This window comes from Streptacidiphilus jeojiensis (assembly GCF_042510965.1).
GTDB classification, from domain to species: Bacteria; Actinomycetota; Actinomycetes; order Streptomycetales; family Streptomycetaceae; genus Streptacidiphilus; species Streptacidiphilus jeojiensis.
The window spans coordinates 53,021-64,596 of the sequence record NZ_JBEUKS010000013.1; the positions used below are offsets into that span (position 1 = coordinate 53,021).

Annotated in this window: 12 protein-coding genes; 5 read left to right on the plus strand and 7 right to left on the minus strand. The window is 73.9% G+C overall.

The window, feature by feature from the left end:
* Positions 1-8: 8 nt before the first annotated feature.
* A complete protein-coding gene (locus ABUW04_RS30515; RefSeq protein WP_380567891.1) occupies positions 9-1,187 on the minus strand; it encodes an acyl-CoA dehydrogenase family protein in 1,179 nt (392 codons plus the stop codon).
* A 132-nt stretch (positions 1,188-1,319) separates the two neighbouring features.
* A complete protein-coding gene (locus ABUW04_RS30520) occupies positions 1,320-2,321 on the minus strand; it encodes a ketopantoate reductase family protein (protein WP_380567696.1) in 1,002 nt (333 codons plus the stop codon).
* 151 nt (positions 2,322-2,472) lie between these two features.
* On the opposite strand from ABUW04_RS30520, the gene ABUW04_RS30525 reads away from it, so the two are divergent.
* Complete coding sequence (locus tag ABUW04_RS30525) at positions 2,473-2,988, plus strand: PTS sugar transporter subunit IIA domain-containing protein (RefSeq protein ID WP_380567697.1); 516 nt, start codon at positions 2,473-2,475, stop codon at positions 2,986-2,988.
* On the opposite strand, the gene ABUW04_RS30530 is transcribed toward ABUW04_RS30525, so the two are convergent.
* Entirely contained in the window at positions 2,967-3,494 is a 528-nt protein-coding gene (locus tag ABUW04_RS30530; RefSeq protein ID WP_380567699.1) for an NUDIX hydrolase, read from the minus strand. The two genes, ABUW04_RS30525 and ABUW04_RS30530, sit on opposite strands and share 22 nt — an antisense overlap.
* Before the next feature lie 124 nt (positions 3,495-3,618).
* Between ABUW04_RS30530 and ABUW04_RS30535 the strand changes: the two genes are divergently transcribed.
* Complete coding sequence (locus ABUW04_RS30535; RefSeq protein WP_084714522.1) at positions 3,619-4,692, plus strand: O-antigen ligase family protein; 1,074 nt, start codon at positions 3,619-3,621, stop codon at positions 4,690-4,692.
* Positions 4,693-4,699: 7 nt separating this feature from the next.
* Here the strand turns inward: ABUW04_RS30535 and ABUW04_RS30540 are convergent, their stop codons facing one another.
* On the minus strand, positions 4,700-5,284 hold the full coding sequence (locus ABUW04_RS30540) for a nucleosidase (RefSeq protein WP_380567701.1): 585 nt from the start codon (positions 5,282-5,284) through the stop codon (positions 4,700-4,702).
* A gap of 84 nt (positions 5,285-5,368) precedes the next feature.
* Between ABUW04_RS30540 and ABUW04_RS30545 the strand changes: the two genes are divergently transcribed.
* Positions 5,369-6,052, plus strand: a complete 684-nt coding sequence (locus tag ABUW04_RS30545) for an O-methyltransferase (protein ID WP_030256177.1) — start codon at positions 5,369-5,371, stop codon at positions 6,050-6,052.
* A 4-nt stretch (positions 6,053-6,056) separates the two neighbouring features.
* On the opposite strand, the gene ABUW04_RS30550 is transcribed toward ABUW04_RS30545, so the two are convergent.
* A complete protein-coding gene (locus ABUW04_RS30550) occupies positions 6,057-6,974 on the minus strand; it encodes a spermidine synthase (RefSeq protein ID WP_380567702.1) in 918 nt (305 codons plus the stop codon).
* A 174-nt stretch (positions 6,975-7,148) separates the two neighbouring features.
* Here ABUW04_RS30550 and ABUW04_RS30555 point away from each other — a divergent pair, with 174 nt between their 5' ends.
* Positions 7,149-8,096, plus strand: coding sequence for a polysaccharide deacetylase family protein (locus tag ABUW04_RS30555; protein ID WP_380567703.1), 948 nt, complete (start codon positions 7,149-7,151; stop codon positions 8,094-8,096).
* Positions 8,097-8,194: 98 nt separating this feature from the next.
* Here ABUW04_RS30555 and ABUW04_RS30560 read toward each other — a convergent pair whose 3' ends face one another.
* Positions 8,195-8,941, minus strand: coding sequence for a glutamate racemase (locus tag ABUW04_RS30560; protein ID WP_380567705.1), 747 nt, complete (start codon positions 8,939-8,941; stop codon positions 8,195-8,197).
* 79 nt (positions 8,942-9,020) lie between these two features.
* Between ABUW04_RS30560 and ABUW04_RS30565 the strand changes: the two genes are divergently transcribed.
* Positions 9,021-10,184 carry a glycosyltransferase gene (locus ABUW04_RS30565; protein WP_380567892.1) on the plus strand — a complete coding sequence of 388 codons (1,164 nt, stop codon included), beginning with the start codon at positions 9,021-9,023 and terminating at the stop codon, positions 10,182-10,184.
* Positions 10,185-10,349: 165 nt separating this feature from the next.
* Here the strand turns inward: ABUW04_RS30565 and mshC are convergent, their stop codons facing one another.
* Positions 10,350-11,576: a cysteine--1-D-myo-inosityl 2-amino-2-deoxy-alpha-D-glucopyranoside ligase gene (gene mshC / locus ABUW04_RS30570; RefSeq protein WP_030256172.1), complete on the minus strand. Its 1,227-nt coding sequence runs from the start codon at positions 11,574-11,576 to the stop codon at positions 10,350-10,352.

The window sequence follows — 11,576 nt, forward strand, 5'->3', positions numbered from 1 at the left end:
GGGCCGGCTCAGCGGCGGACGCGGGGCATGCCCAGGCCGATCCAGGAGATGATCTCGCGCTGGATCTCGTTGTTGCCGCCGCCGAAGGTGAAGATGACGGCGCTGCGGTAGCCGCGCTCCAGGTTGCCCTGGAGGACCGAGCCGGCCGAGCCCTCCTTCAGCGGGCCGGCCGCGCCGACCACCTCCATCAGCCAGGAGTAGGCGTCGCGGCGGGCCTCGCTGCCGTAGACCTTGACCGCCGAGGCGTCCTGCGGGGTCAGTGCGTTGCGCTGGAGGGCGTCCACCATCTGCCAGTTGAGCAGCTTCACGGCGTCCAGGCGGGTGTGCGTGCGGGCCAGCCGCTGGCGCACCCAGGGGAGGTCGATGACCCGCTTGCCCTGGTCGAGCTCGGTCTCCATGGCCCACTGCTGGACCTCGGCCAGGGCGCGGTTGGCCATGGTGGCGTGGGCCGCAAGGGTGACCCGCTCGTGGTTGAGCTGATTGGTGATCAGCCGCCAGCCCTGGTTCTCGGCGCCGACCCGGTTGCCGACCGGGACCCTGATGTCCTGGTAGTAGCTGGCGGTGGTGTCGTGGCCGGCCAGGGTGCGGATGACGGTGGTGGAGTAGCCGGGGTCGGTGGTGTCGACCAGCAGGATGCTGATGCCCTGGTGCGCCGGGGCGTCCGGGTCGGTGCGGACGGCCAGCCAGACCCAGTCGGCGGTGTCGCCGTTGGTGGTCCAGATCTTCTGGCCGTTGACGACGTAGTGGTCGCCGTCGCGCACCGCCCGGGTCTTCAGCGCGGCCAGGTCGGTGCCCGCGTCCGGCTCGGAGTAGCCGATGGCGATGTCCAGTTCGCCGGCCAGGATGCGCGGCAGGAAGTACTCCTTCTGCGCGTCGGTGCCGAACTTCATGATCGAGGGTCCGACCGTGTTCAGCGCCATGATCGGCAGCGGGATGCCCGCCTGGGCCGCCTCGTCGAAGAAGACGAACTGGTCCACCGGGCTCATCCCGCGCCCGCCGTACTCCACCGGCCAGCCGACACCGAGCCAGCGGTCCGCGCCCAGACGGCGGTTGACCTCGCGGTAGAAGCGCTTCTGCGCCTTCGGGTCGTTCAGCCTCCCGTGCGCCTCCGGCGGCATCAACTCGGCGAAGTAAGCGCGCAGTTCGGTGCGCAGCCGCTGCTGCTCCGGGGTGTGGGCGAGGTGCATGGCGATCCCCTCGGGTGCTCGGGTCGGCACGGCGGCAGCGCCGTGGAAGCGGCGGTCGCGCCCGCCGGGCGCCACGCTAGAACACGTTCTAGAAGAAGGGAAGGCGTGCCGCCGACCTGGATTGACGACCCGTCAGCTCTCCTTGGCGATCAGCGCGGCCAGCTCGGCCGGGGTGGTCGAGCCGGGGCCCCGCCCGGCGCGGGCGGCCCGGTCGGCCAGCCGCTGCAGCACCCCGTTCACCGGCGTGGCCAGTCCGTGCACCCGTCCGAGCAGCACGATCTCGCCGTTGAGGTAGTCGGCCTCGATGCTGCCGGTGCCCCGGGCCAGGCTCTGCCAGGAGGAGCCGCCGCCGCGGTTCACCCCGGGGACCGGACGGTAGCGCATCCGGTCGCCGGCCACCTCGGCCCGCTCCTGGTCGGTGGCGTAGCCGATCCCGGCGGCGTCCAGCACCCGGGTGCCCTCGGCCATGGCGGCCTGGTGCAGTTCCAGTGCCTGGGCGCTCTCGATCGGTCCGGTGAGCGCCTCCAGGGCGTTGGACAGATTGGTGATCAGCTTTCCGTACTTCCAGCGCATCACGTCCTCGGAGACCGGCGCCAGCAGCTTGCAGGCCTCCAGGTCGGCGGCGATCCGGCGGGCCGTGTCGTCGGCGCCGTGCGGGTAGCGGCCGATGTGCAGGATGCCGGTGAGCGGGGAGCCCTCGGCACCGATCACGCCGGGCTCCAGGTGGGTGGCCGGCAGCCAGACGCACATCCCGTAGACCCGGCGGAAGCGGCGCAGCGCCTCCCGCTCGTTCTCGACCGCGTTCTGGGCGCAGACCAGCGGCAGCAGTTCCGCTGCCGTCCCGCTGCCGGCCACCGGGCGGTCCGCCCAGGCGTCCAGCGCGGCCCGGGTGTCCTGGCTCTTGACGGCCAGCAGCAGCACGTCGTCCGGCTGCAGGTCGACTCCGTCGGGGCCGTCGGCCGCCGGGACCGGCAGCACCGCGGTGCCGTCCGGGGTCAGCAGGGTCAGCCCCTTCTCGGCGAGGGCGCGGTGGTGCGCGCCCCGCGCGACCAGTACGACCTCGCGCCCGCCCTCGAACAGCCGTCCACCGATGGCTCCGCCGACCGCACCCGCTCCGATGATGATGTAGCGCATGGGCCGACCCTTTCAGCTCAACCCTGCGGCGATCAAGGCCGCATGGTCGCCGCCCCCGCATCCCGGGCCGCCGTAGCGCCGCGCGCCGTACCGGTTCGGCGGCCCGGACGTCCTAGCCTGGCGGGATCAGCACAAGCCGAGGAGCGGCGACATGGGTGGCGAGGCACAGGTAGTGACGCTGCGGCCGGAGGACGAGCCGGAGGACACGGCCGTGCTGGAGACCGTGCCGAGACCGCTGCGGGTGCTGCCGCTGGCCGGGCTGGACCGGGTCGGGGTGGTGCTGGTGTCCCACAGCCGGGCGGTGGCCGAGGCCGTTGCGGCGATGGCGGCCGACCTGCTGGGCACCGGCGACCCGGCGCCGGTGGCCACCGCCGGCAGCGTGCCCGAGGACGGCCTGGGCACCGGCCCGGCCCTGGTGGCGGCCGCGGCCAGGGAGGTCGACCAGGGCATGGGCGTCGCCGTGATCGTCGACCTGGACGGATCCGTCGGCACCGTCCGGGGGGTGCTCGCGGCGGCGGAGGCGCACGGACTGCCCTTCCCGGTGCGGCTCGCTGACGCCCCGTTCGTGGAGGGCGCGGTCGCCGCGGTGGCCACCGCCTCGGCGGGCGGCGACCTGTCCGCGGTGATCGAGGCGGCCGAGGACTGCTACGTGGTGCGCAAGCTCTGACCGGCCGCCGTCGGGTCACCGGCCGCCGTCGGGTCGAAGCTGAAGTACGCCTCCGCCGCCCCGCTCAGGGCGATCCGCAGCCGCTTCCGCGCCCGCTCGTCGAACCCCTCCGGCAGGGCGTCCGGCTCGAACCAGCCGACCTCCAGTGACTCGTCGTCATTCACCCTGGCCTCGCCGCCCACTGCGCGGCAGAGGAAGGTCAGCTCCAGGTACTGCGCCTGGTCGCCGTTGTCGTGGACGATCAGCGGCGAGACCGTCACGCTGGTCAGGCGCTCGGGCACGGCGTGCACGCCGGTCTCCTCCAGGCACTCGCGCGCCACCGCGTCGGCGGGCTGCTCGCCCGGGTCCATGATGCCGGTGATCAGCGCCCAGCGGCCGGTGTCCGAACGGCGGCCCAGCAGCACCCTGCCCTGCCCGTCCAGGACCACGGCGGTGACCCCGGACATCCACAGCGGCTGCTGTCCGACCTTGCTGCGCAGCTCGCGCACGAACTCTGGAATAGCCATGGCCCGACCCTATCCGGCCGCCCGATCATCACCCACCCTTGTCATGACCAGCGAATATTTGTGCGAAGGGGCGTCATTCGGCCAGCTCCGGTCTACCGTGGACCGACGGGAAACGGGGGCCGGCATGGGGGCTGCGCGAACATCGACGATCGGCTCCCCCGACCTCGACGGTCCCTCAGGAGCCGCCTCGGACACGGCCGTGGACGTGATCGGCGCGCTGCTGCTGGCCGGCTGCGCCAGCTGGTCGCTCTACACCTCCAGCGGACGCGACGCCCATCCCGAGGGAGTCCTGCTGGGACTGCTCGCCGTCGCCGCCGGCTACGCGGCCGGACGCATCGCCGGAGCCGTCGCGCCGGTCGGCTCGCCCGCGGTGATCGCGCTGGCGGTGGGCGTCCTGGCGCTGATCGCCCCCGGCGGGCTCTCCGGCGACCCGGCCGCTCCCCCGCTGCACGACGCCGACGCCAACGGCGCGCTGATCGCCCTGGCCGTCGGCGCGGCCTGCTGCGCGGCGCAGACCTCCAGAACGGTGCCGGCCGGATCGCGACGGCGCGCGCTGCGCCTGGTCCGCCCGGTGTTCGTGTTCGCGCTGCTGGCCTGCGCGCTGACGGCCGAGGCGGTGTCCACCGGCTCCACCGCGGCGGTGCTGGCCTGCCTGGGCATCCTGATCCTCGCCATCGCGGTCCGGACCGCCGCACGGCGGTTGCCCGCGCTGCTGCTGCTCGGGCTGTGCGCCGTGCTGGCCGCCTCCGCGCCGCTGCTGCTGGCCCGTTCGGGTGCCGACCTGACGGCCAGGAACGGCGGCCTGCCGCTCTCCCAGCAGCGGGCCGCGCTCTGGCACGACGCGGTCCAGGAGGCCGGACGGGCTCCGCTGCGCGGTGTCGGCCCCGGCCGCTTCACCGAACTGAGCCCCGCCGCACAGGACTTCTCCACCCCCGGCGGCGCCTCCTCGGCGGCGCTGGAGGTGGCGGCGGAACAGGGGGTTCCCGGGCTGTGCCTGCTGACCGCGTCCTACGGCTGGATGATGTGGACCCTTCGCCGCTCCCCGGGCTCCACCCCGACGGTGCTGACCGCCGCCGGAGCGCTGACCGCGCTGGCGGTGCAGGCCGCGATCAGCCCGGTGCTCAGCTTCCCCGGCATCACCGCGGGCGCGGGGCTGCTGGTCGGCATGGCCTCGGCCCGGCCGCTGGCCGAGCCCTGAGCCGTCGTCAGGGCTGCAGGTTCTCGCGGGCCCAGAGCCCCAGCGCCTTGGCGCAGCCGTCCACCGACTCGCGCCAGGTGCGCGCCGCGCCCTCGCCGGCCTCGTCGCTGACGTGCTTGACCAGCCGGACCGGGACACCGGCCGCCAGCGCCGCGCTCGCCACCGCGTAGCCCTCCATGTCGACCAGGTCGGCGCGTTCGGCGAGCCGCTTCCTGGCCTCCTCCTCGGCCACGAAGAGGTCCCCGGTGGCCAGCACCGGAAGGGCCGCCCGGCCGCCGTCCAGGGCCAGCGGGGGGCCGTAGGTCTCGCCGGTGAGCGTGTGCAGCATCGCGGAGTCGAGGTCGTGCTGGATCACCTCGCCGATCTCATGGGTCCCCTCCAGGCCCGGCCGCAGCGCGCCCGCCGTCCCCAGGTTGACCACCGCGGCCGGCAGCGGGCCGCGGCCCAGCACGGTCGCCAGGGCGACGCCGGCGTTGACCTTTCCCATGCCGGTGAGCAGCACCGGCAACCGCTCGTCCAGGTACGCCGCCTCCTCGGCGACGGCCACGACGAGCAGCGGGCGGGCGGGGTCGATCTCTCCGATGAGGCGCATGGCGTCCATGGTAGGGGGCCTCCGCGCCGGGTAGGTTGGCGATCGAACGGCATGTCAGCGGCGGTGTGACGGAAAGGCAGCAGGATGAGCGCGGACGCGACGGACCAGCGGACCTGGCAGCACGTGGACAGCTACATCGACCGGACCCTGGGGCTCGGCGACCCGGTGCTGGACGCCGCGCTGAAGGCCAGCGACGCCGCCGGGCTGCCGCAGATCGCGGTGTCGGCCTCGCAGGGCGAGTTCCTCAATCTGCTGGCGCGGCTGGTGGGGGCACGGCGGATCCTGGAGATCGGCACCCTCGGCGGCTACTCCACCATCTGCCTGGCCCGGGCCCTGCCGGCGGACGGCCGCCTGGTGACGCTGGAGTTCGACCCCAGGCACGCCGAGGTGGCCACGGCCAACATCGCCGCGGCCGGACTGGCCGACCGGGTCGAGGTACGGGTCGGCCCGGCACTGGAGAGCCTGCCGCTGCTGCAGCGGGAGCAGCCGGAGCCGTTCGACCTGGTCTTCATCGACGCCGACAAGGTCAACAGCGGCAACTACCTCCGCTGGGCGCTGGAGCTGGGCCGCCCGGGCACCCTGGTCGTGGTCGACAACGTGGTGCGCGAGGGGCATCTGGCGGACGTCGGCTCCGCGGATCCGGCGATCAGGGGCTCCCAGGAGGCGGTGGAACTGATCGCCGCTGAGCCGCGGCTCCGCGGCACCGTGCTGCAGACCGTGGGCGGCAAGGGGTACGACGGGTTCGCGCTGGCCCTCGTCGGCGAGTAGCCGGTCAGGACCCCAGGTTGAAGGCGCCGTCCGGCGGCGCCGGGGAGGGGGCCGCGGTCGCGTCGGTGACCGGCCGCGCCTTCCCCCTGAGCAGGTCGAGCCGGTCGCCGTGGACCACCCGGGCCGGGAAGGGGTCCGCGGCGGTGCGGCGGGCCAGGTCCGCGACCGGGAACGGCTGCCGGCCGGCCAGGATCACCAGATTGCCGTAGCGGCGTCCGCGCAGCACCGAGGGCTCGGCCACCAGGCACACCTCGGGGAACACCGCGGTGACGGTCGCCAGCTGCGAGCGGGCGAAGTCCAGCGGAGCGCCGTCGGCCAGGTTGGCGGCGTAGAGACCGTCCGCGCGCAGCGTCCGGGCCGCCTCCCGGACGAACTCCACCGAGGTGAGCTGCGCGGGGATGCGCGAGCCGCCGAACACGTCGGCGACCAGCAGGTCCGCCGAGCCGTCCGGGCTCGCAGCCAGGGCCGCGCGGGCGTCGGCGGCATGGACCTCGATCCTGACCTCGGCGCCGCCGGGGGACGGCGTCCACGGAAGTTGCTCGCGCACCAGGGCGATCAGCGCCGCGTCCAGCTCGACGACCCGCTGGTGCGAACCGGGGCGGGTGGCCGCCAGGTAGCGGGGCAGGGTGAGCGCTCCACCGCCGAGGTGCAGCACGTCCAGCGGCCGTCCCGGCGGGGCCGCCAGGTCGGCGGCGTGGGCCAGCCGCTGGACGTACTCGAACTCCAGGTGCAGCGGGTTGTCCAGGTCGACGTAGGACTGCGGCGCGTCGTCCATGGTGAGCAGCCAGCCCCGGGGCCGGTCGAGGTCGGGAAGCAGCCGCGCGGTGCCGAGGTCCACCTGGCGTTCGATCGGACGGGGATCGACGGGGTCTGTGGGATCTCCGGGATCTATGGGATCAGCTGGCTGGGCTTCGGCGGTCATGCGGCCATTGTCCCCGGTCGGAACCGCTGCTGATGTCGTCCGGAACCGATCGGAAACTTGTTCCGTGCCGACGTACAACCTTCACCCCGGGGTGTGGGTCTTCCATACGTTGGGTGACATAGCCGCGCCGGCCCTCCCTCTCCGGTGCAGCTCGGCGCGACGGAAGGGAAGTCCGTGCGAGAGCCGAACCTCACCATCCTGCCCAGGCCGGACGAGCGTCAGGGCCGCCTGGGCGCGGACCGGCCCCGTGGGCGCTCGGCGCGGCGGCTCGCCGTGCTGACCTTCCGCGACCTGGACGACCCGGGAGCCTTCCGGGCCCAGCTGGACCGGCTGCTGCGGATCGCCACCCCGGTGGCGCTCAGCCAGGTCCAGGACGCCCTCACCGGAGGCGCGCCGCTGCCTTCGCACGCGGTGCTGCTGACCTTCGAACACGGGCACCGCAGCGCGGCGACCACGGCACTGCCGCTGCTGGCCGCGCGGCGGGTCCCCGCCCTGGCCTTCGTCGTCGCCGGACTGGTCGACAGCGAGCGTCCGTACTGGTGGGACGAGGCACGGTTCCTGGTCGCCGAGGGCGGGTACAGCCGCCGGCTGCCGGGCCGCTCGCCCGCCGGAGCGGTGGCCGCGATGGCGGCGCTGCCGGACCCGGACCGGCGCAGCTGCCTGGAGGAGCTGCGGGTGACGGCCCGTCGGACCGCACCCGGCCGTGCGCAGCTCACCGCGGAGGACCTGCGGGCGCTGCGGGACGGCGGGGTCGCCATCGGCAACCACTCGCTGGGGCACGCCCGGCTGGACCGCTGTGACGACTACGTCGTCCGCGAGGAGGTCGTCGGCGGGCACCGGATCCTGACGGAGCTGCTCGGCGAGGAGCCGAGCGCGTTCGCGCATCCGCACGGGGTCGCCGATGGGCGCGCGGAGGCGCTGCTGCGGGGGTACGGGTACCGCAGTGCGTTCCTGGGCGACGATCAGCTGTTCGATCTGCGGGCGGTGGGGGCGGTTCGGCCGGATCCGCTGAGGATCAGTCGGCTCGGGGTGGATGCCGGGACTTCTCGGGGGATTTTTGACAGTGTGTTGGCTGGGTGGACGCCGGGGTTGCGCAGGCTGCGGGGGGCGGTTGCGGTTTAGCCCGGGTGCATGAGTGCGGGTCGGTTCGGGGTTGGGCGCGCACGCAGTTAAGCAAGCAGAGCCCCGCGCCCCTGAAGGCAAAGGCGCCTTCGGCGCTCTTACAGGGCGCGGCCTTCGGGGTAGGTGAGGGCCTCTGGGGGGAGTTCTTCCTTGCGGCCGGTGCGGAGGACCAGGAGGGTGCCATTGCCCTCGGTGGCGACGGCTGCCGGGGCGGCGCGGCGGAGGGCCTGGCCGGCGACGGCCGGGGCGGAGCCGAAGAAGGTGGGGCCCGGGACGGCCGCGCGGATCGCGGTTTCCAGGAGCTCGTAGTGGGTGCAGCCGAGGACCAGGGACCGGGTGTCGGCCGGGGTCAGCGCCGCCGCCGCCGCTACGGCCTGCGCCACGGCGTCGGCGTCGGCCCGCTCCACCGCGTCGGCCAGTCCGGGGCAGGGGATCTCGGCGACCTCGACGCCCGCGGCGAACTCCCGGATCAGACCGCGCTGGTAGGCGCTTCCGGTGGTGGCCGGGGTGGCCCAGATCGCCACCGGGCCGCCGGCCGCCGCCGCGGGCTTGATCGCCGGGACGGTGCCGATGACCGGGATGTCCGGTTCCAGCTCCGCTCTGATCGCCTCCAGCGCATGCACCGAGGCCGTGTTGCAGGCGACGATCAGCGCGTCCGGCTGCTGCTCGGCCGCCGCCCGGGCACAGGCCAGTGCGTGCTCGGTGATGCCGGCCGGGGTGCGCGGACCCCAGGGCATGCCGTCGGGGTCGGTGGAGAGCACCAGGTCCGCGTCCGGACGCAGTGCGCGCAGCGCGGCGGCGGCGCTCAGCAGGCCCAGACCGGAGTCGACGAGTGCGATCTTCATAGGACTCGACCTTAGTCGATGACCCACCGGTGAGGTACGCGCAGGCCGGTGCGGCATACTCGCGCAGGTGACCGTGGAAATGTGGGTGTCCGTGGCGTCCCTGCTGGCCTGGCTGTGGCTGACCTTCGGTCAGGGCGGCTTCTGGCACACCGACGTGCGGCTGCCGCCGCGCCCGGAGCGTGCCGCGCGGCCCGGGGTGGCCATCGTGGTGCCGGCCCGGGACGAGGCCGAGGTGCTGCCGCTGAGCCTGCCCTCGCTGCTGGCCCAGGAGTACCCGGGGACCGCGCGGGTGATCCTGGTGGACGACGGGAGCACCGACGGCACCGGTGAGCTGGCCCGCAGACTCGGTGAGGCGCCCGGTTCGCTGCCGCTGACCGTCACCTCGCCCGGCGAGCCGCCGCAGGGCTGGACCGGGAAGCTGTGGGCGCTGCGGCACGGCGTCGAACTGGCCGGGGACGTGGAGTACCTGCTGCTCACCGATGCCGACATCGCGCATGCGCCGGCCTCGCTGGACAGCCTGGTGGCGGCCGCCGAGGGGGCCTCCGGGGGCGGCTACGACCTGGTGTCGCAGATGGCCCGGCTGCGCACCGAGACCCGCTGGGAGCGGCTGATCGTCCCGGCCTTCGTCTACTTCTTCGCCCAGCTGTACCCGTTCCGGTGGAGCAACCGGCCCGGTTCGCGCACCGCGGCCGCCGCGGGCGGCTGCACGCTGGTGCGGCGCGAGGCGCTGGAGCGGGCCGGCGGGGTCGCCGCGATCAGGGGCGCGGTGATCGACGACGTCAACCTGGCGAAGGCGGTGAAGCGCGGTGGCGGCCGAACCTGGCTGGGGCTGGCCGACCAGGTGGACAGCGTCCGCCCGTACCCGGAGTTCGGACAGCTGTGGCGGATGGTCTCCCGCAGTGCCTTCGCCCAGCTGCGGCACTCGGTGCTGCTGCTGATCGGGACGGTGCTCGGGCTCGCCCTGGTCTACCTGGTGCCGCCGGTGCTGACCGCGGTGGGGCTGGCGGCCGGCGACTCACGGCTGGCCTCGGTGGCGGGCGCGGCCTGGCTGCTGATGGCCTACACCTACGTCCCCATGCTGCGGTACTACCGGCAGCCGCCGGTCGCCGCGCTGCTGCTGCCGTTCACGGCGCTGCTGTACCTGCTGATGACGGTGGATTCGGCGGTCCAGCACTGGCGCGGGCGCGGGGCGGCCTGGAAGGGGCGGACCTATCCGGCGCCGTCGCGCAGCGAAGGGTTCTGAGGGAGCGCTTTTCGGCTGCGGACCGTAGCGGGCTTGTCGCGCAGTTCCCCGCGCCCCTGGGGGCTGCAACTGACCCACGGTGAGTAAGTTGCACCTACCCAGGGGCGCGGGGAACTGCGCGACAAGCCGACTACGGTCCGCAGCCGAAAGCAGTCCGGAAACCCCCTAGAGGGCCACGCCCAGCAGCGCGTCCACCGTCCGGGAGACCACCCCGGGCGCGCCGGTGTCGTCGCCGCCGGAGGCCTCCTGCTTGGCGGCCCAGGCGTCGATGACGGCCAGGGCGCGCGGCGAGTTCAGGTCGTCCGCCAGGGCCTCGCGGACCTCGGCCAGGGTGGCCGCCGCGTCTGGCCCGTCCGGCCGGGACACCGCGGCGCGCCAGCGGGCCAGCCGCTCCTGGGCGCGCAGCAGGTCGGCGTCGGTCCACTCCCAGTCGGAGCGGTAGTGGTGCGCCAGCAGCGCGAGCCGGATCGCGGCGGGCTCGACGCCGTCCCGGCGCAGCTGGGAGACGAACACCAGGTTGCCGCGCGACTTGGACATCTTCTCGCCGTGCAGGCCGACCATGCCGGCGTGGACGTAGGCGCGGGCGAAGGGGTGCGACTTGGTCAGCACCTGGGCGTGCGAGGCGCCCATCTCGTGGTGCGGGAAGGCCAGGTCGCTGCCGCCGCCCTGGACGTCGAACTCCATGCCCAGGTACTGCAGCGCGATGGCCACGCACTCGATGTGCCAGCCGGGCCGGCCGTGGCCGATCTCGGTGTCCCAGGCGGGCTCGTCCGGTCGGGCCGCGAGCCACAGCATGGGGTCAAGACGGTGCTTCTTGCCGGGGCGGTCCGGGTCGCCGCCGCGCTCGCCGAAGAAGCGCAGCATCTGCTCCTCGTCCAGCCGGGAGACCTCGCCGAAGTGCGGGTCGGACGCGACCGAGAAGTAGATGTCGCCGTCGAGGCGGTAGGCCGCGCCGGAGTCCAGCAGGTCCTTGATCAGCGGGACGATGGACGGGATGGCCTCGACCGCGCCGATGTAGTGCGCGGGGGGCAGCATCCGCAGCGCCGTCATGTCCTCGCGGAACAGCGCGGTCTCGCGCTCGGCCAGCTCGGTCCAGTCCTGGCCGGTGGCGGTGGCGCGCTCCAGCAGCGGGTCGTCCACGTCGGTGACGTTCTGGACGTACTCCACGTCGTGGCCGGCGTCCCGCCAGACCCGCTGGATCAGGTCGAAGGCGTTGTAGGTGGCCGCGTGGCCGAGGTGGGTGGCGTCGTAGGGCGTGATCCCGCAGACGTAGAGCCGGGCGGTCGGGCCCGGCTCGGAGGTCCGCACTTCGCCTGCGGAGGTGTCGAAGATGCGCAGGGGGCTCCCCTGACCGGGGAGCGCGGGGACGTCGGTGGCGGGCCAGGCATACAT

What these genes read in the sequence shown, in the direction of transcription:
- ABUW04_RS30515 (WP_380567891.1), bottom strand. Translation starts at nt 1,187, where the DNA reads ATGCACCTCGCCCACACCCCGGAGCAGCAGCGGCTGCGCACCGAACTG.
- ABUW04_RS30520 (WP_380567696.1), bottom strand. Translation starts at nt 2,321, where the DNA reads ATGCGCTACATCATCATCGGAGCGGGTGCGGTCGGCGGAGCCATCGGT.
- ABUW04_RS30525 (WP_380567697.1), top strand. Translation starts at nt 2,473, where the DNA reads ATGGGTGGCGAGGCACAGGTAGTGACGCTGCGGCCGGAGGACGAGCCG.
- ABUW04_RS30530 (WP_380567699.1), bottom strand. Translation starts at nt 3,494, where the DNA reads ATGGCTATTCCAGAGTTCGTGCGCGAGCTGCGCAGCAAGGTCGGACAG.
- ABUW04_RS30535 (WP_084714522.1), top strand. Translation starts at nt 3,619, where the DNA reads ATGGGGGCTGCGCGAACATCGACGATCGGCTCCCCCGACCTCGACGGT.
- ABUW04_RS30540 (WP_380567701.1), bottom strand. Translation starts at nt 5,284, where the DNA reads ATGCGCCTCATCGGAGAGATCGACCCCGCCCGCCCGCTGCTCGTCGTG.
- ABUW04_RS30545 (WP_030256177.1), top strand. Translation starts at nt 5,369, where the DNA reads ATGAGCGCGGACGCGACGGACCAGCGGACCTGGCAGCACGTGGACAGC.
- ABUW04_RS30550 (WP_380567702.1), bottom strand. Translation starts at nt 6,974, where the DNA reads ATGACCGCCGAAGCCCAGCCAGCTGATCCCATAGATCCCGGAGATCCC.
- ABUW04_RS30560 (WP_380567705.1), bottom strand. Translation starts at nt 8,941, where the DNA reads ATGAAGATCGCACTCGTCGACTCCGGTCTGGGCCTGCTGAGCGCCGCC.
- ABUW04_RS30565 (WP_380567892.1), top strand. Translation starts at nt 9,021, where the DNA reads ATGTGGGTGTCCGTGGCGTCCCTGCTGGCCTGGCTGTGGCTGACCTTC.
- mshC (WP_030256172.1), bottom strand. Translation starts at nt 11,576, where the DNA reads ATGTATGCCTGGCCCGCCACCGACGTCCCCGCGCTCCCCGGTCAGGGG.